The organism is Ruegeria hyattellae, from assembly GCF_041537925.1.
Lineage (GTDB): Bacteria > Pseudomonadota > Alphaproteobacteria > Rhodobacterales > Rhodobacteraceae > Ruegeria_C.
Genome location: NZ_JBGOSH010000002.1, coordinates 209,886 through 232,160, shown reverse-complemented (window position 1 = coordinate 232,160; position 22,275 = coordinate 209,886). Strand labels below are relative to the sequence as shown.

General features: G+C 61.0%; 17 protein-coding genes. 5 read left to right on the top strand and 12 right to left on the bottom strand.

What is annotated here, in order from left to right; genetic code table 11:
- Positions 1–73 precede the first annotated feature (73 nt).
- From AB1E33_RS05025 to AB1E33_RS04990, 8 genes are read right to left on the bottom strand one after another with little or no spacing between them, the layout of a single operon-like run.
- Positions 74–1,081, bottom strand: a complete 1,008-nt coding sequence (locus AB1E33_RS05025) for an aldose epimerase family protein (RefSeq protein ID WP_372576164.1) — start codon at positions 1,079–1,081, stop codon at positions 74–76.
- Positions 1,078–3,450: an aldehyde dehydrogenase family protein gene (locus AB1E33_RS05020; RefSeq protein ID WP_372576163.1), complete on the bottom strand. Its 2,373-nt coding sequence runs from the start codon at positions 3,448–3,450 to the stop codon at positions 1,078–1,080. Before AB1E33_RS05020 ends, AB1E33_RS05025 begins: the two co-directional genes overlap by 4 nt.
- A gap of 10 nt (positions 3,451–3,460) precedes the next feature.
- Positions 3,461–4,456: a deoxyribose-phosphate aldolase gene (gene deoC / locus AB1E33_RS05015; protein WP_372576617.1), complete on the bottom strand. Its 996-nt coding sequence runs from the start codon at positions 4,454–4,456 to the stop codon at positions 3,461–3,463.
- 17 nt (positions 4,457–4,473) lie between these two features.
- Positions 4,474–5,676, bottom strand: coding sequence for a phosphopentomutase (locus tag AB1E33_RS05010; RefSeq protein ID WP_372576162.1), 1,203 nt, complete (start codon positions 5,674–5,676; stop codon positions 4,474–4,476).
- The gene (locus AB1E33_RS05005) at positions 5,673–6,659 is read right to left on the bottom strand and encodes a sugar-binding transcriptional regulator (RefSeq protein ID WP_372576161.1); all 987 of its coding nucleotides are present in this window, start codon (positions 6,657–6,659) and stop codon (positions 5,673–5,675) included. The genes AB1E33_RS05010 and AB1E33_RS05005 overlap by 4 nt, the downstream gene beginning before the upstream one ends.
- Positions 6,660–6,696: 37 nt before the next feature.
- Positions 6,697–7,662, bottom strand: a complete 966-nt coding sequence (locus tag AB1E33_RS05000; protein WP_372576160.1) for an ABC transporter permease — start codon at positions 7,660–7,662, stop codon at positions 6,697–6,699.
- Positions 7,662–8,756, bottom strand: coding sequence for an ABC transporter permease (locus tag AB1E33_RS04995; protein WP_372576159.1), 1,095 nt, complete (start codon positions 8,754–8,756; stop codon positions 7,662–7,664). Before AB1E33_RS04995 ends, AB1E33_RS05000 begins: the two co-directional genes overlap by 1 nt.
- The gene (locus AB1E33_RS04990) at positions 8,753–10,300 is read right to left on the bottom strand and encodes an ABC transporter ATP-binding protein (RefSeq protein WP_372576158.1); all 1,548 of its coding nucleotides are present in this window, start codon (positions 10,298–10,300) and stop codon (positions 8,753–8,755) included. The genes AB1E33_RS04995 and AB1E33_RS04990 overlap by 4 nt, the downstream gene beginning before the upstream one ends.
- A gap of 286 nt (positions 10,301–10,586) precedes the next feature.
- Between AB1E33_RS04990 and AB1E33_RS04985 the strand changes: the two genes are divergently transcribed.
- Positions 10,587–11,864 (top strand): MFS transporter, encoded by a 1,278-nt coding sequence (locus AB1E33_RS04985; RefSeq protein ID WP_372576157.1) that lies wholly within the window; start codon positions 10,587–10,589, stop codon positions 11,862–11,864.
- 175 nt (positions 11,865–12,039) lie between these two features.
- On the opposite strand, the gene AB1E33_RS04980 is transcribed toward AB1E33_RS04985, so the two are convergent.
- Entirely contained in the window at positions 12,040–12,237 is a 198-nt protein-coding gene (locus tag AB1E33_RS04980; protein WP_372576156.1) for a hypothetical protein, read from the bottom strand.
- Positions 12,238–12,276: 39 nt separating this feature from the next.
- A complete protein-coding gene (locus AB1E33_RS04975; RefSeq protein WP_372576155.1) occupies positions 12,277–12,471 on the bottom strand; it encodes a hypothetical protein in 195 nt (64 codons plus the stop codon).
- A gap of 299 nt (positions 12,472–12,770) precedes the next feature.
- Here AB1E33_RS04975 and AB1E33_RS04970 point away from each other — a divergent pair, with 299 nt between their 5' ends.
- Positions 12,771–13,286, top strand: coding sequence for a hypothetical protein (locus AB1E33_RS04970; RefSeq protein WP_372576154.1), 516 nt, complete (start codon positions 12,771–12,773; stop codon positions 13,284–13,286).
- A gap of 11 nt (positions 13,287–13,297) precedes the next feature.
- Here the strand turns inward: AB1E33_RS04970 and AB1E33_RS04965 are convergent, their stop codons facing one another.
- Together AB1E33_RS04965 and AB1E33_RS04960 are read right to left on the bottom strand one after the other, a co-directional pair.
- Positions 13,298–16,435, bottom strand: a complete 3,138-nt coding sequence (locus AB1E33_RS04965; RefSeq protein ID WP_372576153.1) for an efflux RND transporter permease subunit — start codon at positions 16,433–16,435, stop codon at positions 13,298–13,300.
- Entirely contained in the window at positions 16,432–17,541 is a 1,110-nt protein-coding gene (locus AB1E33_RS04960) for an efflux RND transporter periplasmic adaptor subunit (RefSeq protein WP_372576152.1), read from the bottom strand. The genes AB1E33_RS04965 and AB1E33_RS04960 overlap by 4 nt, the downstream gene beginning before the upstream one ends.
- A 243-nt stretch (positions 17,542–17,784) precedes the next feature.
- Between AB1E33_RS04960 and AB1E33_RS04955 the strand changes: the two genes are divergently transcribed.
- The 3 genes from AB1E33_RS04955 to AB1E33_RS04945 all read left to right on the top strand — a co-directional run bounded on the left by AB1E33_RS04955 (position 17,785) and on the right by AB1E33_RS04945 (position 21,823).
- Positions 17,785–19,515, top strand: coding sequence for a sensor histidine kinase (locus AB1E33_RS04955; RefSeq protein ID WP_372576151.1), 1,731 nt, complete (start codon positions 17,785–17,787; stop codon positions 19,513–19,515).
- Positions 19,512–20,852 carry a sigma-54-dependent transcriptional regulator gene (locus tag AB1E33_RS04950; protein WP_372576150.1) on the top strand — a complete coding sequence of 447 codons (1,341 nt, stop codon included), beginning with the start codon at positions 19,512–19,514 and terminating at the stop codon, positions 20,850–20,852. The genes AB1E33_RS04955 and AB1E33_RS04950 overlap by 4 nt, the downstream gene beginning before the upstream one ends.
- Positions 20,853–21,526: 674 nt before the next feature.
- Positions 21,527–21,823, top strand: coding sequence for a helix-turn-helix domain-containing protein (locus AB1E33_RS04945; protein ID WP_372576616.1), 297 nt, complete (start codon positions 21,527–21,529; stop codon positions 21,821–21,823).
- The last annotated feature ends 452 nt before the right edge of the window (positions 21,824–22,275 follow it).

Here is a 22,275-nt window from a genome sequence, read left to right as displayed (position 1 = left end):
ACTCAATTAGTTATCATGTTAATTAAAATATGGCAAAAAGTCAACCGACCGGAGCGCCGATCTGGCGATCAGATCAGATATGGTGGCGAAACCTGAACTGGCTCTGGCTGCGATAGAGCGCATCAGGGGTCAGAATTGCAGTAGGAAAGCCTGGCTGATTCATCGCATCCGGCCAAAGCTGCGGCTCCAGCGCGACACCTGCAAAACGCCCATAGGGTCGGCCCTGCAAACCTGGCCGGTCGGGCTCGTTGAACTGGCTGTTGGTATAGACCTGCAGGCCGGGTTCCGTGGTGCCCAGCGTCATGCTCAAAGCCCCGCCGGGCGCGGTCAGCTGCGCCACCTCGCGCAGCGGAACCTGCTGTGCAGACAGGCATAAATTGTGATCATAGGGATGCGTGCCGACCTTCCGGGGCTGGCGGAAGTCGAATGGGGTTCCAGCAACGTCGCGCTTTTCGCCGGTGGGGATCAGATCGGCATCAACGGGCAGATACCGTTCGGCCTGAATGGTCAGGTCATGGGTGCTGATGTTGCCGCTGTCACCCAAGGCAAAATAGCCGTGCGGCGCGAACCCGCAGGGTGTGTTTTGATCGGTCTGTGCCTTGATTGTAATCTCAAGCGTGGCGTCGGGACGGATCGCATAAGTCACCGTCACTGACAAATTGCCGGGAAAGCCCATATGGCAGTCGGGCATCTGCAAAGCCAGCGTCACTCCGTCATCGGTCTGCTCGGTTATCATCCAAAGCATCTTGTCACTGCCCTGACCGCCGCCATGCAAGCAATGACGACCAAGGAAATTCCGGTCGGCCTGATGCCAGCGCCCACCCGCGCGAAACCGTCCCTGCGCGATCCGGTTGGCAAAGCGCCCGACAATGGCGCCGAAATAGGCACCGCTCTGCAGGTAGCCGTCAAGTGAGGGCCAACCCAGCACGAGAGGATGCGCAACACCGTCCAGCCGCAGGTCCTGTAGGGTCGCCCCATAGGTCAGCACATGCGCGCGCAACCCGTCGCGGGCGATGGTTGCGCGCTGCACCTGCTGGCCGTCGGGCAGCGATCCGAAGGGTGTGTTCCGCGCAGGGCTCATTCGCCGTAGGGAATCCAGACGTTTTTTACTTCGGTTGCGTGCCGCAGATATTCCTGGCCTTCGCTCTGAGCTGGGTCCATCCAGTCGATGGCCTTACCGTAATTCACCCAGGTCCGTTTTAGGTTGGCAGCCGCCGCGTGTTCCACCATCGTCGAGCCTTCAGCAGTGCCTTGGTACCAGACACCATCCACACCATAGTGATCGGCCAGGGTCTTGGTCAGCTCGTCGCGATCTCCGGTCACGATATTGACCACCCCACCCGGCAGGTCCGAAGTGTCGAAAACCTGATAGAGATCGGTGGCCGCAAGCGGATGCACCGGCGAGGGAACCGCCACGACAGTGTTGCCCATTGCAATCGCCGGGGCGACCAGCGACACGAATCCCAGCAAGGGTGCGTCATCAGGGCAGGCAATGCCTATCACACCAACCGGTTCCTTCATCGCCACGGTCACGCCGCGCACCGGCACCGAATGCACTTGCCCGTCATACTTGTCAGCCCAGGCTGCATAAGTGAACAACCGGTTGACGGCAGCGTCGACTTCTTGCGTGGCGGATTTGACCGTGACGCCGGTCATTGCGCTCAGACGGGTCTGAAACTCTTCCGCCCGCGCGGCGAGGTTTTCGGCGATATAATAGAGAATCTGCGCCTTGTTGTGCCCCGAGGCCTTGGCCCAGCCGCCCGACGCCACAGACGCTGCCTCAACCGCGTTGCGGATATCCTTGCGGGTGCCCATACCCACATGGCTGATCAGCTTGCCCTTGGGGGAGGTCACCGGCGTGCTATAGCCGCTGTCGGGCCGGGCCTGCTTGCCGCCGACATACATCTTGGCAGTGCGGTCGATCCCCTCGCTGCCGCCTTCGCTAAGCGCGTGGGGTTTGACCAGGGCGGCATCCTTGAGCGATTTCAGGTAGCTCGGTTTGACATATTCATACAGCCCCTCGCGCCCGCCCTCGCGCCCGAACCCGCTTTCGCGATAGCCGCCAAAACCTGCGGCTGCGTCGAACTGGTTGGTGCAATTGACCCAGATCACACCCGCCTTGATCTGTGGCGCGATCCCAAGGGCGAGGTTGATATTCTCGGTCCAGACACTCGCGGCGAGCCCGTAGCGGCTGTTGTTGGCCAGCTGCACCGCCTCGGCGGGCGTTCGGAAATTCATCGAGACCAGAACCGGCCCAAATATCTCTTCCTGCGCCAGCGTATCGCCCGCCTCGATCCCGGTCAGCAAGGTCGGCGCGTAATAGCAGCCATTCTCAGGCAACACGGTTTCGCTGCGGAACGCGGTTGCGCCTTCGGCCACGCCCTGTTCGACCATCTGGGTGATCTGCTTGTGTTGGACCGGATCAACGATGCAACCCACGTCGATGGACTTGTCCAGCGGGTCGCCCACGCGCAGGCTCTGCATCCGCAACCGCAGCCGGTCGTGAAAGGCTTCTGCGATGCTCTCCTGCACCAGCAGACGCGACCCGGCGCAGCAGACCTGCCCCTGATTGAACCAGATCGCATCCACGATCCCCTCGATCGCGCTGTCGATATCGGCGTCGTCGAAAACGATAAAGGGGGATTTGCCACCTAGCTCCAGCGTCAGCTTCTTGCCGGTCCCGGCGGTCTGTTCGCGCAGAATGCGGCCCACCCGGGTCGAACCGGTAAAGGCCACCTTGGCCACGTCCTTGTGTTCGGCAATCATCGCGCCGACGGGCCCGTGGCCAGTGACGATGTTCACCACACCCTCGGGCAAACCTGCCTCGATACAGATCTCTGCAAAGAGCAGCGCTGTGAGCGAGGTGTATTCCGCTGGTTTAAGCACCACGGCATTGCCCATCGCTAACGCCGGAGCGATCTTCCACGCCAGCATCAGGAAGGGGAAGTTCCACGGGATCACTTGTCCGGCAACGCCGATCGGCTCATACCCTTGCATCTCGCTTTCCATCAGCTGCGCCCAACCCGCGTGATGGTAGAAATGGCGCGCGGCCAGCGGGATATCCGCATCGCGGCTTTCGCGGATCGGTTTGCCATTGTCGAGGCTTTCCAGCACCGCAAACAGACGTGCGTGTTTCTGGATCAGCCGCGCCAGCGCATAGAGGTGCCGGGCCCGCCCGGCCCCGCCAAGCGCGGCCCAGCTTTTCTGCGCCTTCGAGGCGGCCTTCACGGCAGCGTCCACATCCTTGGCGGTGGCCTCGGTCAGTGCGGCAAGCACCTCGCCATTTGCGGGGTTCACGCTGTCGAAACACTCCTTGCCGGGCTTGGTGAAGGCACCATTCACGAACAGGCCGAAGGTACGGTCATGGCGGTCGAGCCAGGCCTGCGCCTCGGACGTGCTTTCGGGGGCGGTGCCGTATTCCATGGTCTTGAAGATCTCTGAAACTGTCATATCAGTCATCCTAGCTGATGCCGTGGCGGAACGTGGCCGAGTAGCGGCCCGTCACGAAATGTTCGAGTTGGCGTTCGATGTCGCCCAGAAGGCTGGAGGCCCCGAAGCGGAACAGGTCCGGTTCCAGCCAGTCATTGCCGCGCTCTTCCTTCATCATCGACATGTAGACCAGCGCATCCTTGGCCTTCGAAATACCGCCCGCTGGTTTGAAGCCGATCTTGTATCCGGTGTGCGCCTCATATTCGCGGGTGGTGCGCACCATGGTCAGGCTGACCGGGAGCGTTGCGTTGACGCTTTCCTTGCCGGTCGACGTCTTTATGAAATCGGCCCCCGCCATCATGCAGACATGGGACGCGCGCGCCACATTGCGCAGGGTGCCCAGATTGCCGGTCGAGATGATCGCCTTCACATGCGCCTCGCCACAGGCCTCGCGATATGCGCGCATCTCGTCATAGAGTGCCTGCCAATCGCCGGTCAACACATGTCGGCGCGAGATAACGATGTCGATCTCGGATGCACCCGCCTTGACCGATTCCTCGATTTCCTGCACCCGCAGGTGAAAGGGGCTAAGCGCGTCGGGAAACCCGGTCGAGACGGCGGCGACCGGGATGCCTGTCCCCTCCAGCGCCTCGACCGCCGTGCTGATCATGTCGTGATAGACGCAGACAGCACCCGTGGTGATGTTGAGCTCTTCAACCCCCAGCGCCTCGACAAGATCGTGGCGCAGCGGACGTTTGGCCTTGGCACACAGGCGGCGGACCTTGCCACGCGTGTCGTCGCCATTGAGCGTGGTCAGATCCATCAGTGTGATCGCACGCAGCAGCCAGGCGGCCTGATAGTCCTTTTTGACGCTGCGCCGCGCACCCAGAGATCCGGCGCGGCGTTCCACCGCCGAGGTGTTGACCTGAACCGAGGACACCCAGTCGAGGTCCAGCGGAATACCGGGATTGCGCGGGAACCGCGCGGGGTGGGCGGCGACCGGCAGTTGGTCGGCCGTTTGGGTGATGTCTTTTGTGGAAACAGTCACTGTTTCTCTCCTAGCAGGGGCAGCATGCTGGTGCCATGCGGGGTCGTGGGCACGCCCAGATAATCGGCGATTGTGGCACCGATATCTGCAAAGGGGCGCACGCCCAGACCGGCAGGGTCCAGCGTTTTCGATTTGATGAGAACCGGCACCTGTTCCCTCGTGTGGTCGGTACCGGCCCAGGTGGGGTCATTGCCGTGATCGGCGGTGATGATAAGCAGGTCGCCCGGGGCCATCCTGGCAAACAGTTCGGGCAGGCGCGCGTCGAAGTCTTCCAGCGCCTTGGCATAGCCCAGTGGGTCGCGGGCATGGCCAAACTCGGTATCGAAATCGACAAAGTTGGCGAACATCAATCCGCCTTCTTGCAGGTCGTCCATCGCGGTGAGCGTCAGGTCAAAAAGCGCCATGTTGCCATGGGCCTTACGGGTCTCGGTGATGCCGCGGCCGGCATAGATGTCGCTGATCTTGCCCATGGCCATCACCTGCCGCCCTGCGGCGATCAGGGTGTCGAGTATCGTGTCCTCACCTGGCGGCATGGTGAAATCGCGGCGGTTTCCGGTGCGTTTGAAATCCTGCGCCGTTCCACCGACGAAGGGCCGTGCGATCACTCGGCCCACGCGGTAGTCGTCGCAGATTGCACGCGCGGTGCGGCAGAGTTCATAGAGCCGGTCGAGACCAAAGCTGCCCTCATGTGCGGCGATCTGCAGCACGGAATCGGCTGAAGTGTAGACAATGGGCTTGCCGGTGCGGATATGCTCTTCGCCCAGTTCGCGCAGGACCGGCATGCCGGAGGCGTGTTTGTTGCCGAGGATACCGGGCAGGTCGCCTTGCGCAATCAGCGCGTCGAGCAGCGCTTGAGGAAACGAGCTTTCCAGCGCTTCAAAGACATGCGGCGGCTCCATCACCGGCAGGCCGGTGATTTCCCAATGGCCCGAAGGCGTGTCCTTGCCCCGCCCCACCTCGCGGCCTACCGCCCAAGTTGCGTTCGGTCGCGGCTGCAGATCAGTCCAGGCATTGTCGCTGGAATGGACCAGCGCCTGAAACAGACCCATATCGGCAAGATTCGGCACGGCCAGCCCAGCCTCGCCCCGCGCATCGAGTATATGGCCAACGGTATTCGACCCTGCGTCGCCAAACGCAGACGCATCCGGCGCGCCGCCAATGCCGACGGAATCTATCACGATAAGCAAAGCGCGGGTCATGTGGTGCCTCCAAAGCCAACGGGGGCCTCGGACAGGACAGCGCGGGCTAGGTGTTCGTCCAGAACGATCTCATGGATCAGCCCCGAACGCAGCACCCCCAGCACCGCTTGTGTCTTGCGCAGCCCCGCAGCCATGCCCAGCACGCGGCGACCCGCCAGTTCCTGCCCGCGCATACCCACGGTCTTGCGGCCAAGCTCGGTTTCGACGATCCGGCCGTTGATGTCATAAAAACTGCCCGCGATATCGCCCACCACGCCAGCATCACGCAGGTCGTCCAGTTCCTGCGCGCTGATCTCCTGTGTGCGGGCCAGGTTGCTTTCCGCATCGATCGAGCCGATGCCGACCACAAAAATGTCGGATTGCCGGGCCAGCTCCATCAACTCCTGCACGCTCTGATAGGACTGGAAGCTTTCGCGTTCCGCGACCGAAGAGGCCAGATAAGGCACCGGCAGGAAATAGGCCTCGCCTCCGGTCTTGCGCTGCATCCGCATCACCACATCCAGCGGGTTGGCCGAAAGCTTGCGCAAGAGGCTGCCGGTGATCGAGACGATTTTCAGATCGGCCCGCTGAGCCGTGTGCATCGCGGCCACGGCAGCACTCATGGTTTCGCCCATGCCGACGCCGATCTGCATGATCGCCTTTTTTTCAAGCAGTTGCGACAGGTAGTGCCCGGCGGCTTCGCCAACGCTCTGCAGCAGCGCCTCATGGTCGTCACGGCCCGACATGCCTGCGGATGCCACCGTGCAACGGGCCAGGCCGAAGGTTTGTTTCAGGCGGTTTTCCAGATCCAGCAGCTCTTCCGAACCGCCCTCGATCCGGATTGTCACATAGCCCCGTTCCAGCGCGTGGTTGATCAGCCGGTGCACCTTGGATTGTGACATCTCAAGCTCGCGAGCGATTTGCGACTGCGTCTGCCCGGCGACAAAGGACATCCATGCCGTCTTGGTCGACAGGTATCTGAGATTGTCGGTGCTCTTTTTCATCTCACGACTCTGCAGTCCGAGGCTGATCCCGCAGGGATCAGCGTTCTTTGGAGTAGGGTTCGCCACCGGCCAGCGGCGGCACGGCGCGGCCCACGAGGCCTGCCAGAATCACCACAGTCAGGATATAAGGCAGCGCATCCATAAACTGGACCGGGATCACGAAATTGCCAATCTCGATATTCTGGTAGCGCAGCGCTACAGCCTGCAGCACGCCGAACAGCAGACAGGTCCACATGGCGGGCCAGGGCTTCCACTTGGCAAAGATTAATGCGGCCAGCGCAATAAAGCCACGCCCGGCGGTCATGTCCTTGACGAACCCGGCCTGCAGCGCGGTGGCCAGATAGGCACCCGCCAGTCCGCACAGCACGCCGCAGATGATCACGGCCATATAACGCAGGCGCGTAACCGAAATACCGGCGGTGTCAACGGCGGCGGGGTTTTCACCCACCGCGCGCAGGCGCAGACCGAAGCGAGTGCGATACAGAACCCACCAGGTCAGCGGCACAACCAGCACCGCGATATAGACCAACAGGAATTGGCCCGAAATCAGCTCGAAATAGATCGGACCCAAAACTGGCACATTTTTCAGCGTTTCGGCCAAGGGCAGCGTCACTGACTCGAACCGACCGGCCCCGGTCAACGAAGGCGTGCGACCGCCCTGTTCAAACCAGTGCTGGGCCACCAGCACGGTCACGCCGGCCGCAAGGAAGTTGATCGCCACTCCCGAGATCAGCTGGTTGCCCCGGAAAGTAATCGAGGCTAGACCGTGGATCAGCGCCAGCGCCACCGACGCGGCGATACCTGCCAGCAGTCCGACCCAGACAGAGCCGGACATGTAGGCGATGGCAGCCGAAAAGAACGCCGCGACCAGCATCTTGCCCTCGAGGCCGATGTCAATGACGCCCGCGCGCTCCGAGAACAGCCCCGCGAGGCAGGCCAGCAACAACGGCGTAGCCAGACGCACAGAGGAATCGAGCACTTGAAGAAGGGTCAGGAAATCCATCACGAGTTCCCCCTGCGCATCATGGCAAAGAGCGATTCGAGCGGCATTCGGACCATGTTGTCCAATGCTCCGGTGAACATGATGACCAGCGCCTGAATGACGACGATCAGCTCGCGCGGAATATCGGTCCAGAGCGCCAGTTCCGCGCCGCCCTGATAGAGGAACCCAAACAGAAGCGCCGCCAGCAGCACGCCGAACGGGTGGTTGCGGCCCATCAGCGCCACGGCGATGCCGATGAATCCGGCCCCTTCGACCGAGTTCAGAACCAGCCGTTCGGCCTCGCCCATAGTGGTGTTGATCGACATCAGTCCGGCCAGCGCGCCCGAGATCAGCATCGCGATCACGACGATGCGCTTCGGGTGGATGCCCGCATAGTTCGCCGCCGTTTCCGACTGACCGAAACTGCGGATCTCGTAGCCCAGCTTGGTGCGCCAGATCAGCAGCCAGACCAGCACGCAGGCAAGCAGCGCAAGGAAGAAGGTCACATTCGCGGGCGCCCCCCTGAACATCGGCGTCTCGGCAGTCGAGAACAGGGCCTGGAAGGTGGGCAGATTGGTCGCGTCGGGGAACGGGCCCGAGGCGGGGTCCATTGCGCCTGTCGGGCGCAGCAGGTTGACCAGCACATAGTTCAGCAATGCGGCGGCGATAAAGTTGAACATGATCGTGGTGATCACGATATGGCTGCCACGTTCGGCTTGCAGATAGGCTGGGATAAAGGCCCACAGCGCCCCGAACAGCCCCGCCGCGACCGTCGCCCCTATCAGGGCGATCGACCAATGCGGCCAAGGGATGTAGAGGCAGACCAGCGCAACGCCGAGGCCCGCGACGATCGCCTGTCCCTCACCGCCGATATTGAAGAGCCGCGCGTGAAAGGCAACGGCAACCGCAAGGCCGGTGAAGATGAAATTGGTGGCGTAATAGAGCGTATAGCCCCAGCCCGCCGAGCGCATCAGCGAGCCCTCGACCATCAGCTTGAACGCGGCGATCGGGTTTTCACCGATGGCCAGCACGACCAGCGCCGACAGTAAGCCCGCCAGAAGCAGGCTGATCAATGGGATCAGGACGACATCCGCCCAATGTGGCAAGGTCCTCATGCGGCGTCCTCCCCTGTGACACCCGCCATCAGCAGGCCCAGTTCGCGTTCATCGGTGGCGGCGGCGTCGCGCTCGCCCATGATATGGCCGTCGAACATCACCGCGACCCGGTCGGCCAGCGACAGGATCTCTTCCAGTTCGACACTGACCAACAGTATTGCCTTGCCCTGATCGCGCAGTGCCACGATCTGCTGGTGGATGAATTCGATGGCGCCGATATCGACGCCCCGCGTCGGTTGGCCGATCATCAGCAGATCGGGGTTCCGCTCGATCTCACGGGCCAGCACGATTTTCTGCTGGTTGCCGCCGGAAAAACTTTTGGCGGCCAAGCGCGGATTGGGTGGGCGCACGTCGAAACGTCCCATCATCTGGTGGGCTTCCTCCAGAATAGCGGCGTTCTTCATAAACGGCCCGGAGGTCCAGCGCTCATCATGGTGGTAGCCGAAGACCGCGTTTTCCCAGGCGCTGAAATTCATGATCAGCGCCTCGCGGTGACGGTCTTCGGGCACATGGGCGATGTGCATGGCGCGTCGCGCCCGCCCGTCAGAACCCGCGCCCGACAGCGGCAGATCCTCGCCGTTCAGCCGTACGGTGCCTTCGCCTGGGCGCATGCCGCCCAGAACCTCAAGCAGTTCCGACTGGCCGTTGCCCGCCACCCCGGCGATGCCCACGATCTCTCCGGCGCGCACGGTCAGGTCGATTCCCTTGACTCGCTCGACACCGCTGCCATCGACAACCCGCAGGCCTTCCACCTCGAGGATGGGCTTGCCCGGCTTGGCGGGGGTCTTGTCGACCCGCAGCAAAACCTTGCGGCCTACCATCAACTCGGCCAGATGCTCGGGACTGGTTTCAGAAGTCTTGACGGTTGCGGTCATCTCGCCGCGCCGCATCACGCTGACCGTGTCGGTATATTCCATGATCTCGCGCAGTTTATGCGTAATCAGGATAATGGTTTTGCCCTCTGACCGCAGGCGGTCGAGGATGCGGAATAGCTGATCTGCCTCAGAGGGCGTCAGCACGCCGGTGGGCTCGTCGAGGATCAGGATTTGTGCCTGCCTGTAAAGCGCCTTGAGGATCTCCACCCGCTGCTGGTGGCCAACGCTTAGGTTCTCGGTGACCGCATCGGGATCGACATTCAGTTCATATTCCCTGGCCAGATGCTCCAGCTCGCCCCTTGCCTTGGCAAGCGACGGGCGCAGCAAACTCCCTTCTTCGGCGCCCAGCACGATGTTTTCCAGCACGGTGAAGTTCTCGACCAGCTTGAAATGCTGGAACACCATGCCGATGCCAGCGGCGATGGCGGCCTGGCTGTCGGGGATGTCGGTTTTGGTGCCGTTGATCCAGACCTCGCCCTTGTCGGCCTTGTAGAAGCCGTAAAGGATGCTCATCAGAGTGGATTTGCCAGCGCCGTTTTCGCCGATGATTCCGTGGATCGAACCGGGCCGAACCGAGATCGAGATATCCTTGTTGGCCTGAACCGGCCCAAAGGCCTTGGAAATACCCTTAAGCTCGATGGCGGGGGGCTTTGTGTCACTGGCTGCCATGTCAGATACAGCCCTTCCGCGTTGCGATCACTGTCATAATGTCCTCACTGTTGCCCCGTGGACTCCATTATGACTGGCATTCCTACGTCGCACGACGATTCGGCGCAATGAATTTTAATTCATCATCGGCATATTTCTTCATTTTGCACGAAATTACCGACCACTCGCCCGTCATGAAGGCTGTTTCAGACGCAGTACAGCCGGATTTAAGCGCTAACGCTTCTTTTGACCCGGCAAGGCTGATAGGACATGGTTTGCGGAACAGAACACCTACAGGCGGATATGAATGACGGACGATCTGGCAAAGGTTGAAAAGCGCAACTTCCCGATCATCACTGGTCAGAGCACGGTGGCACAGGTGGCCTGGACCATGGCCAGCCCATCTATCGTACTGACCTTTTTGGCGGTGGCGCTGGACCTGCCGGTGCTGTTTGTCGGCGCGCTGGTAACCATCCGGCAGGTGGCGGGCACGTTGACAGATATCTTTTTGTACGATCCGATATCGCGCATCAGGAACCGCAAGCTGGCCCTGTCGCTGACTGATATCGCGCTGGGGGTCTGTTTTGTGCTGGCCATCGCGGCGGCGCTGCTTGGGACGCCGCCGGTGATCATGGTGGTCTTTGCGGTGGTGATTTTCGTTCTTGGCCTGATCGACGAAAGCCAGACCTTGCTGCTGACCGATTTCATCAGCGACAACCTGCAATCCCGGTCACGGATGCGGATGAAATACGCCCAACTGGCCCTTGGCGGTGGCATTGCCATTGCGCTGACCCTGACCGCCCATGAAATGACCAAAGAGATGCCCCCGCTGCACCGGCATTCAATTGTGATTACCATCGCGATCCTGTGCTTCATGGTGGCCGGTTTCGTAACTCTAGCTGTGCGTGACACAGGTGCCAGCATCAAACACGGCACCGCCCCGACCCGGTCACCCATCGCGGCGCTGAAGGATTACATCCTCAATGCCTTTGACATGCTGAAACACCCTTGGTTCCGCAAATACATGAGCATCCGGCTGCTCTATGTCGTAACCATCCTGTCGGTGCCTTTCTTTGCGCTGATCTCGGCCGAGACCCACAAGCATTCCGACAAGGGGCTGACCGCGCTGATCGTTTCAACGGCGGCGGGCGCGGTGGTGTCGGGCCCCCTCTGGCGGACGCTGAACAACCGGTCGCACCGCACGGTCATGGTCTCGAGCTGCCTGTTGGTGGCAGTGACGGGGATGGTTTTGGTGGGTGCGCATTTTCTGCATCTGGACAACAACGTGCATCTTCATGCGGTGTCGATGTTCGTCATCACCGTGGCAGTGAATGGGCTGGTGACGGTGCGGGGCCTCTATTACATGGACCTCGCACCGAAAGAGGAACGGGTGCGCGGCGTGGCCGTATCGCGCAGCCTGAGCCGGCTGACCGCGATCGTGGTCTCTGCCTCGCTGGCGGCGATCGCGCATCTTCATGAGACCGTCTGGGCACTGGTGATGATCGTCGGTTTTTCGATCCTGTCGGCGCTGTTCAGCTATATCGTCGCAAAGCCCGAACCGTCGGCGCAGCCCACCTCGGCCTGAGACCCAGGGCCCATTCAGATACGGGTCCCGTCCTCGCGCGAAAAGAAGTGCGCAGCGTCAGGGTTGATGCCCACCGGGATGGAGCCGTTTCGGGCCTCGTGGTCCCTTTTCACGCTGACCGAAAACGCCTGCCCGCCCAACATACCATGCCGCAGGTGCTGCACATCGGGCGAGGTCAGGAGGTTGAAAATTCGGTAGTCGCCTTGTTTCCCTCATCTGACTTGCCTGCCATCGCAAACAGCGCCGCACCGCCGATAAAGGTCTGCTTGTGGTCGACATTCAGACCCTCCCGATAGGGCAGCATGGTGGCCAAAAACGGAAAGTCGACCTTTTGGATCAGACCACCAAACGAGCACGACGAGCCCAGCCACATGGCAACCTTGCCCTCTTCGAAGGGCTTGGCACTATCGCCTCAGCGGGTGCCGTACCATTTGAACAGCCCCTGATCCTGCCAGTGTTTTAGAGAGTTGAAATGGGCCTTGATGGCGCCGTTTTTGACCAGGATTTGGGTATCCGCGCCGTCATAGCCGTCATTTTTTGAGACAAAGGGTGGGTCGTGGCGTGCGTGGAAGCTTGCGTTGCTACGGTTGGCGTCGAGTGACCCCACCGACTTGCATCCGCGACCAGTTAGGGAGATTGTTTGACGATTCTGTGAAACAAAGAGCGTGACCAACGATTTAGTTCGTTGGTTCTGACGTCGGACGGTTCATATATTCCAAGCAGGAACCAGCGGGAAATACATGCATCTTTTCAACGTGATGAAGGATCGTTGCAAATGCCGCCCTGCCCAAGTTGCCCACACTTGGCCCGCAATGCAGAAGGCCCTTGGATATGTTACGCAAGTGTAGTCGAAACCCTGCTAAGCTCCGCTGAATTGCCAATCCAAACCCCAAGGACCTGCCCCTCGTGTCTGACCATTATTCCCTCTGGCTCACTTTTCCGCAGCCTCTTGAGGAACAACTGAGCGAGCACGTTGTAGCGCTCGCCAAGATGACCAATGGGCCGGTCTTCCAGCCGCATGTAACACTTGTGGGTGACCTGCCCCAGGATCAGGTGCGCGAGATTTTCACCTCGGAGCGGATCGGGCCGATCGCCCCGCGCCTTCAGGGCCGGTTCGGGCAACTGACCCATGGCGAAACCTATTTTCAGTCCCTCTTTCTTGAGGTCGCCCTGCCCGTCCAGGTTGCACATGCGCGGCAACAATTGCTGGATGAGCTTGATCTCGATCCGGCCTACCCGCCTCATGTCAGCCTGGCCTATGGCAGTCTTGCCGGAGAGGTTCCGAAACCGCTTCTCGACCGGATCACCGCCACGTTTTGTGACCAACCCGCACCGCTGGCCTTTTTGGATCTGGTTGCCTCTGCGGAAACCCGGCCAGTGGAGAGTTGGAAGATCATCGAACGGCTGCCGCTGAACGTCTGACCGGGTTGTGCTCAGCTACCGTCAACGCTCTGCCTGCCGCGCATCCAGGACAGCGTCCGCTCGCGCAGCGACTGGAAGGTCAGGTAAAGTACCGGGATCATCAGCAGGCCGATCGTGCTGTCAAAGATCATGCCGATCAGCACCGGATAGCCGATGGAGACCCGCCCCGCTGCTCCCGCCCCTGTGGCCAACACCAGTGGCAGCACGCCGATAATGAAGCACAGCCCCGTCATCGTGACCGGGCGAAACCGAAGCTCGGCCGCTTTCAACGCCGCGTCGCGGACCGGCGTGCCACTCGTGCGTTCGTCATTTGCAAACTCGACCACCATGATCGCCTTCTTGGCAGCCAGACCGATCAGCAAAACCATCCCCACCTGCGCAAAGATGTTGTTGGTGAGATGCGGGAACATCGCCAGCGGCACCAACGCGCCAAAGATCGCAAATACCGTCGAGGTCATCACCGCCAGCGGCAGCATCCAGCTTTCGTAAAGGGCCACCAAAAAGAGATAGGACAGAACCACCGCGCCCATCAGGATGTAGGTCACCAGCCCACCCGCCGCGACTTCCTGCTGGGTCACGCCGGACCACTCGATGTCAAAGTCATCCGGCAGGCTGGTATCGGCGACGGTTTGCATGGCGGCGATGGCCTGACCTGAGCTAATTCCCTCTGCAAGCTGCGCATTGATCGAGGCCGCGGTATAAAGGTTGTGGCGCGGGATGCTGTCTGGCCCCAGCACCGGCTCATAGCGGACCAGCACACGCAGAGGGAACGAGTCGCCATCGGCATTCTTGACATAGATGTTGCCGATATCGTCCAGCGACTGCCGGAAATCTGCATCCGCGGATATCACGATCCAGTGGACCTTGTTGCGTTTGATGAAATTGCCAACGTAGTAAGAACTCAGGCTCGCCTGCAGCGCCGAGAAGATGTCGATCACCTCCACACCCAGGGTCTCGGCCCGGTCGCGGTCGACCGACAGCAGGTATTGCGGCACGCTGGCCGAGAAGCTGCTATGCACATGGCTGAATTCGGAGGCGGCGTTCAGCGCGGTCAGGAAGGCGGTCTTGGCGGCATCCAGCTTGTCGACATCACCATCAGCAAGATCGACCAGTTCTGCCGACACGCCGCCGCCGATGCCCAAACCATGGATCGAGGGCAGTGGGAACACGAAAGAAGTTGCCTCGGGCAAGGTCGCCAGTTTTTCATTGGCCGCCCCCATGATCGAATACCATTGCAACTCGGACGATGTGCGCTGGTCCCAAGGATCAAGCGCGATCACCACCATGCCGGTGCTGGGCTTGGTGCCGCTCATCATACTGAATCCTGATATGGTGGTGACGCTGTGTACTCCCGGCATCGCCCGGATCATGCTATCGACCTGGGTCATCACTGCCTCGGTCCGTGCAAGCGAGGCCCCGTCGGGCAGGTCGATGCCCGCCAGCAGGATGCCGCTGTCTTCGGGGGGGATGAACCCGGTGGGCACGGTTTTGAACAGATAGATCGTGCCGCCCACGAAACTGGCGAAGACCAGCAGGCTCAGCGCCAGATAGCGCAGCATTACTTGGACCAGCCGCATATAGAGCCCGCGCACCCGGGCGATCAGCGCAGGCACCAGCCGCAGCGGGCCGCGCGGTCGGACGCCCTGTCGCAGCAGCAGAGCGCAGAGCGCCGGGCCAAGGGTCAGCGCATTCACCGCCGAGAGCATGAAGGCAAAGATGATGGTCAGCGCAAACTGCAGATAGATTTTGCCGGTGATGCCGGGAAAGAAGCAGACCGGCACAAAGACCGCGGCCAGCACAAAAGTGGTGGCGATGATCGGGCGTGTGACCTGATCCATGGCTTTCTCGGTGGCGGCGCGCGGTTCAAGCCCCTCATCCTCCATGATGCGTTCGGCATTTTCGATAATGACGATGGCGTCATCGACCACAAGAGTGATTGCTAGCACCAGGGCCAGCAGGGTGATCATGTTGGCGCTGAACCCGATCAGAAAGATCAGCGCCACCGCCCCCAGCAGCGAGACCGGAATCGCGATGGCGGGCACGATGGTGGCGCGCCAGCTTGCCAGGAACAGGAAGGTGACGAGGACAACCAGACCAGCGGTCAGGCCCAGCGTGAACAGAATGTCGCGGATCGATAACCGCACAGCGGTGGTGATGTCATAGGGGATTTCGTAGCTCACGCCGTCGGGAAATTTCTGCGCCAGATGATCCAGCTCGGCCAAAACGGCATTGGCGATATCAAGCGCGTTGGCGGTGGCCTCCTGATGGATGGCGATCGCTGCCGAGCCCTTGCCGTTAAAGCGCGACGCACCCGAATAGCTTTCCGCCCCGAGCTCGACCCGAGCCACGTCGCCCAGCCGCACCAGCGAGCCGTCGGTGTTTGAGGCGACGATGATCCGCTCGAACTCCTCAGCTTCGCGCAACAAGCCGCGTGCCTGCAGCTTGAACTGGAAATCCGAGGTTTTGCTGCCAAAGGGCGGCGCGCCCAACTGGCCTGCGGCAGCCTCGACATTCTGGTTCTGGATCGCTTCGGCTATTTCGGTGGCGGTGATGTTCAGCGCCGCCATCTTGTCGGGTCGGGTCCAGACCCGCATGCTGTATTGCAGTGGCCCGAACTGGCTGATCGCGCTGACGCCTGCGATCCGAGCCAGCGGATCCTGCACAAAATCGGCAGCGTAGTTGCTGAGAAACAGCTCATCGCGCGATCCGTCAGGCGAGGTCAGGTTGATTACCATCATCATCCCACCCGAGCGCTTCGAGACATTGATCCCCTGCTGGATCACCGGGGGTGGCAGCACCGGTTCAGCCAGCGCGACACGGTTCTGCACATCGATTGCCGCGATATCGGGATCGGTGCCGATCTCGAATGTCACGGTCAGCTCATAGGTTCCGCTGTTCGAGCTGCCCGACGACATATACAGCATGCCATCCACGCCATTGACCTGCTCTTCGATCGGGGTTGCCACGGCCTCCTGGATCAGTGCCGCATCGGCACCGGGATAGCTGGTGGTCACATATACCTGCGGAGGCGTGATCTCGGGGTATTGCGCGATCGGGATCAGGCGGACGCCCAATAACCCGGCCAGCACCATCAGAATTGCAATGACGATCGCGAAATTCGGACGCTCGATGAAGTAGCGCGGGATCATTGCGTCGGTTGACCGCTCGCATCCACCGGGGTGACCGACGCGCCGTCATGGATTTTCTGCAACCCCTGCACCACCACCACCTGACCTGCATTCAGGCCCGAGGTGATCTGCCACGCCCCGGCGATCTGCTGGCCGGTATCGACCTGCTGGCGGTGAACCACGTTTTTGTCGTCGAGCACAAAGACGAAGTGCCCGTCCTTGTCCAGTTGCAGCGCCGATTGCGGCACCGTCAGACTGGGCGTGGCATCGGTGTCCTCGAGATAGGCCGAGACGAACTGGCCAGGCAGCAGCGCGCCATCGGGGTTGGCGAAACTGGCCCGCAGCTCGATCGTGTCGGTGTCCTGCCGGACCTGCGTACTGATATAGATCACCTGCCCGCTGGCGCCGTAATCGCTGCCATCCGACAGGTGAAGGCGCGCCTTCAGCTTGATCTCATGGTCGGCGATCAGGCCCTTTTTGCGTAGGTCGATCAGGGTCCCTTCGCTGACAAAAAAGCTGACGAAGATCGGATCGACGCTGGTGACGGTGACCAGTACGCCGCTGTCAGAACTGATGACGTTGCCGGCATCCACCGACGACCAGCTGATGCGGCCATCCAGCGGGCTGGTGATGTCGGTATAACCCAGGTTGATCTGCGCCAGCTTCAGCGCAGCTTTGGCCTGATCCACCGCGGCAAGGTCCTGACCGTAATCGGCCAGCGCCCCGTCCACCACCGATTGCGGCACATCGCCTTTTTCCAGCAGGTTCTGGTTTCGTTTGAGCACCACATCCGAACCTTTGGCGGTTGCTTCGGCTCCGGCGACAGAGGCTTTGGCACTCGCGACATTGGCTTCGTAGACATCCTGTTCAATCCGGAACAGTACGTCGCCCTTGGACACTAGGCTGCCAGGGGTGAAGTTGATCTCCTGCAAAATACCCTCGACCCGCGCCTGCAGATCGACACGCTGCTGCGCGATCACGCGACCCACATAGGCGTCGGCATTCTGAACGACCGCGCTGGTGACGGTGGCCACAACCACGCCCGGCACCGGATCATCCTGGGTTTGTGCAGCGGTGGTGCCACCCAGGCAAAGTGCAAAAAGACAATGGGTTACGAGTCTTTGCATCGGCACATTAGTCCTCGGATCAAGGCTATTGGCATTGCCCGCACTATGAGCCGGTTGCAGCAACCAAACAACCTTTATGAGCGATCGGAGATAGCGCGCGCCTTGGAGGGCGCAACCGCCCGGTGCTGCCCGAACCGGCGCAAGCCCCGGGTCGGCGATGCTCCGCCGCTTGGCCGTTCCATCTGCCGCCGACAGGCCAGCCGCTTCTTGCCTTTGGGTCGAATACCGGCCAAGCACCCGCATATGCGTCGTCTGTCCGTCTTGATCTTCGTCATTGCCACCCTGCTTGCCGCGGTTGGTGTGTTTCAACTGTCCTACAGCTATTTTCGTGCCGAAGAGCTGTCGCGTGCCGAGGGGCGGTTGTCGCTCTACCGCAGTTCGGTCACCGCCGAGCTTGCGCGGTTCTCGCACCTAACACACGTGCTGGCCCGCGACACCTATGTGGTCGATACTGCCGCCGGAGCGTCGACCGGGGCGCTGAACCAACGGCTGGAGGGGTTTGCCGACCAGGCGGGTCTTGATGCAATCTATCTGATGGGACCCGAAGGGCTGACCGTGGCGGCCTCGAACTTTCGCGCGTCCTCAAGCTTTGTCGGACAGAGCTATGCGTTCCGCCCCTATTTCCGGCAGGCGCTGGAAGGGCGGCAGGGGCGGTTCTACGGGATCGGCACCACCACCGGCCTGCCCGGCTATTTCATCGCCGACGCGGTGCGGAATTCAGCCGGTCAAGTGGATGGCGTGATCGCGATCAAGATCGATTTTACGCAGCTCGAAGACAGCTGGCGCAACGCGGGTGAGCAAGTGTTTCTGGCCAATGAAGATGGTGTCATCCTGCTGGCCTCGGACCCGGACTGGCGTTACCGCGTCCTGAAAGCACTGAGTGCCGACCAGCGCGCGCGCATCGAGGCGGCGCGGCAGTTCCCCGGCCAGAAGCTGGCGGTTCTTGACTGGTCAGACCTGCCCAATCAGCGCGCCCGTCTCACCGGGGCCGAGCGGTTGCATCTGACCTCGGCCGACTTGCCGCATGGCTGGGAGCTGCATTATTTTACCAGCGACGACCGAGCGGTAGATCGCGCCTGGCTGGTATCAGTCTCGGTCGTACTGCTGGCCGGGCTGGGGTTCATCCTGCTTCAGGTACAACGTGCGCGCCGCATGGGTGCGGCGCTGCGGCGCTCGGAAGAGGAAGAGGTGCAGCTGCGTCAGGCCAATGAACGGCTCGCGGTCGAGATCAGCGAGCGCCGCACAGCCGAGCGCCAGTTGCAACGCACCCAGAACGAACTGGAACGCGCCAGCCGTCTTGCCGCGCTGGGGCAACTGGCAGCGTCGGTCACTCATGAGCTCGGCCAGCCGATCGCCGCCATGCGCAACCACTTGGCCGCAGCCGAGATGGCGATGCGCGAGTCCCCAGGCCTCACTAACAAGATCGGCGCGCTTGTCCAACGGATGGAAGGCATCACGCGCCAGCTCAAGTTCTTTGCGCGTTCGGATGTCGAGGAGTTCACCGAGCTCGATCTACGCGACGCGATGGAGGCGGCGCTGGCACTGGTATCGCCCAATGTGGCAGAGATCGGCGCAACCCTGCAAATCAGCCTGTCAGAGGCTCCGGTCATCCTGCGCGGCAGCAAGCTGCGGATTGAACAGGTTATGACCAACCTGCTGCGCAATGCACTGGATGCGGTGGAAGAGGCCGAGACGCCGACGGTCTCAGTACGTCTGGGTGCCTCGGACAGCGAAAACTGGTTCGAGATTCGAGACAATGGCCACGGCTTGGGCGCTGCCACGCTGGCCGAGTTGCAGGAACCTTTCGTGACCACGCGGGAAAGCGGGCGCGGCATGGGACTGGGACTGGCGATCTCGGCCAGTATCGTCAAGGATCATGGCGGCGTGATGACCGCCCGCAACGCCCGCACGGTGGGCGCGGTGTTCCGGGTAAGTTTTCCAAAGGTCGAAGCAGAGGAAAGCGGGACAGCATGACGGACAGACCTGCGTTCAACATTCTGGTTGTCGATGACGACCGGTCCATGCGCCAGTCGCTGATCGAACTGATCGAGGCCGCGGGCTGGCAGGCCGAGGCGGTGTCGCGCGCCGAACGCGTGAATGCGCATCTGGCGACGACGCAGCCCGACGTGATCCTGTCAGATGTGCGGATGCCAGGCATGTCGGGGCTGGACCTGCTGGCCAGTCTCGATACCGGTAATGGCCCACCCGTTGTGCTGATTTCGGCCCATGGCGACATTCCGATGGCAGTCGAGGCGATACACAATGGCGCCTACAGCTTCGTCGAAAAGCCTTATGAGCCGCGCCGTCTGCTAACCATCCTGCGCCACGCCGCCGAACAGAACCGCATGAAGCAGCGCAACCGGCGGCTGACTGACCGGCTGTACAAGCTGTCCGGACTGGACCGCATCCTGCTGGGCCAGAGCAACGAGGTGGTTGCGCTGCGCCGAGACATAATCGACCTGGCAGACACCGATGCGGCGATCCTCATCGAGGGCGAAACCGGCACCGGCAAGGAGCTGACCGCACGCGCACTGCATGACTTGGGCACCGCGCCGGACAGCCCTTTCGTGGCGCTGAACTGCGCAGCGCTCACCCCGGACCGGTTCGAGGCCGAGATGTTCGGTGTTGTGGGCGAAACCGGCGGCAGGCTGCGTGCGGCGGCCGAGGGCACCTTGTTTCTGGATGAGGTCTGCTCCTGCCCGCCACAGGTGCAGGCCAAGCTGCTGCGTGTGATCGAGGACAAGCAGGTGTTGCCGGTGGGGGCCTCGGCGCCGGTGCCGGTCAGGTTCCGAGTGATCTCGGCCACCAACGAGGATGTGAGCCTGGCGGTCTCAGAAAACCGGCTGCGCCAGGACCTGTTGTTCCGGCTGAACACCGTGGTGCTGTCTCTGCCGCCCCTGCGCAGCCGTCGCGGGGACCTGACCATGCTGATGGTGCACTTTCTGGATCACTACGCTCAGACCTACGAGATCGCCGCACCTGACCTGATTGCCGATGATCTGGCGGCGCTGATGGCACATGACTGGCCCGGCAACGTGCGCGAGCTGCGCAGTGTTGCGGAACGCCGGGTGCTGGCGGCGCGGCGTGGGGGCGGTTCGGTATCGCAGGCGCTGCAAAGCGCAGTACAGACAGAAGAGGTGCCCGACACCTTGCGCGAGGCGGTCGCCGCCTTTGAACGCGAGTTGATCGGCAAGGCGATCAGAACCCATCAGGGCCGCATGGACGCCGCTGCCGAAGCGCTTGGCATCGGACGACGTACACTGAACGAAAAGATCGTGAAGCTGGGGCTCGACAAGGAAGCACTGCTGTGATCGGGCCGGATTAAGGCAGTAGTTTGAGGTCTTATGCCTGAGTCCAACACTGCAACCCGGACCCCCTCAACGAAATGGGCGAGTATGTATTAATCGACGCAAACTGCCCCGAACCTACTCTCGCGAACATTTGCAAACGGCAACCCGACGCCGGGCCTGTCGGCAACATACAACCGACTGGAACAGTTTTGCGCTTTCGTTGACCAGCTTTTGCTCCGATTCCAGGACGCTGGAAGCTTAGATTGATCCTACGTCTCTGGATGGTTGGACTAGGTGTGAAGGATAGATCATGCGATCTGCTCCCATGATGGCGTGGAGGAGTTTGGGGTCTGGCCGCGGGTTGAAGCCTCGATGATGGGCACCGCGACACCGCATCTGGGTAACTTCTGGTGCGAGTCTCGTTCATGTGCATCGACGAACCCGTCTTTGCCGACAGTCCCATCCGACTCTGGCTGGGTATCAATCAGACGCCTAATCGTCCTGGTCCGGTCATGGTGTATGCCATTTGCGACGATGCCGTTTGTGGATCAAGAAGCAGCGGATGAACTCGTCTATAGGCAGAGAATGCACTCGGAGCGGAGATTCCCGCGAGATCATCGAAGCGCAGTTTCGGATCCTTTGCGGTACAGGGCGAAATGACATTCTAAGGGTTTAGCGACAAACAAAGAGCGGGGATTGGCGCCGCCAAGGAAAGAAGCGCCAATCGTGGCAGACGAAAGCAAATAGATGACCAACAAATTCGATCTCTTGAGGCTAGCGGCTTATCCAATGCGAAGATCGCGCGCGATCTGGGCGTGTCTCGGATGACCGTCTATCGTGTGCTCGGCGCACCGGCTGGCGACAGAAAACTGACGGCCCGACAGACGTGGAAAACAAGTTTTAGAGGCATTCCAGCAAGGAAAAGCAAAAACCGTTTCCTTGTAGTTCGGCCTTATTGGCTCGGAGACTCAATCCTAGGATCGATCTTGTGAATTTCGCTCCAGCGAAGGTACTTGGCGAATAGTCGCCCTATCGGAAGCACCTGCGGCGCACTCCGCTTCGGTTTCTTTATCAGGCGCGAGTTTTCCCTTTGCAATTTCTAGTGCTTCTTGTGCACCTCTAATGACGCTATCGCCAATTTCAATCATCGTTCCCTGCCAACTGTTTGATCAGAAAAGATATCATACCTTGTGGTGCATATCTGCTTTGCGAGATACGGTTTTCTCCAGGTCACAATTCGTCGCAACGGCGAAAGGCTCATTTGTTGCCGAGCTCAATCAAGTGGTCAGGATGTTTAACGTTCCTAACCACCCTGTCCTCACGCTTTTTCGTTTAACGCCCTGAGCCTCCCCCAAAGAATTGGTCAGCCCCTATGTTTAGGAAAGCGGAGGACCATTGGGGCATTTCATCGACGCCCCAAGCCCACCGTTGGTCAGGCCGAATT

Bases quoted from the DNA above. Each gene is read 5' to 3' on its own strand.
- AB1E33_RS04995 (WP_372576159.1), bottom strand. From the start codon at position 8,756: ATGAGGACCTTGCCACATTGGGCGGATGTCGTCCTGATCCCATTGATC.
- AB1E33_RS04965 (WP_372576153.1), bottom strand. From the start codon at position 16,435: ATGATCCCGCGCTACTTCATCGAGCGTCCGAATTTCGCGATCGTCATT.
- AB1E33_RS05025 (WP_372576164.1), bottom strand. From the start codon at position 1,081: ATGAGCCCTGCGCGGAACACACCCTTCGGATCGCTGCCCGACGGCCAG.
- AB1E33_RS05000 (WP_372576160.1), bottom strand. From the start codon at position 7,662: ATGGATTTCCTGACCCTTCTTCAAGTGCTCGATTCCTCTGTGCGTCTG.
- AB1E33_RS04980 (WP_372576156.1), bottom strand. From the start codon at position 12,237: ATGTGGCTGGGCTCGTCGTGCTCGTTTGGTGGTCTGATCCAAAAGGTC.
- AB1E33_RS04985 (WP_372576157.1), top strand. From the start codon at position 10,587: ATGACGGACGATCTGGCAAAGGTTGAAAAGCGCAACTTCCCGATCATC.
- AB1E33_RS04955 (WP_372576151.1), top strand. From the start codon at position 17,785: ATGCGTCGTCTGTCCGTCTTGATCTTCGTCATTGCCACCCTGCTTGCC.
- AB1E33_RS04950 (WP_372576150.1), top strand. From the start codon at position 19,512: ATGACGGACAGACCTGCGTTCAACATTCTGGTTGTCGATGACGACCGG.
- AB1E33_RS04990 (WP_372576158.1), bottom strand. From the start codon at position 10,300: ATGGCAGCCAGTGACACAAAGCCCCCCGCCATCGAGCTTAAGGGTATT.
- AB1E33_RS04960 (WP_372576152.1), bottom strand. From the start codon at position 17,541: ATGCAAAGACTCGTAACCCATTGTCTTTTTGCACTTTGCCTGGGTGGC.
- AB1E33_RS05005 (WP_372576161.1), bottom strand. From the start codon at position 6,659: ATGAAAAAGAGCACCGACAATCTCAGATACCTGTCGACCAAGACGGCA.
- AB1E33_RS05010 (WP_372576162.1), bottom strand. From the start codon at position 5,676: ATGACCCGCGCTTTGCTTATCGTGATAGATTCCGTCGGCATTGGCGGC.
- AB1E33_RS05020 (WP_372576163.1), bottom strand. From the start codon at position 3,450: ATGACAGTTTCAGAGATCTTCAAGACCATGGAATACGGCACCGCCCCC.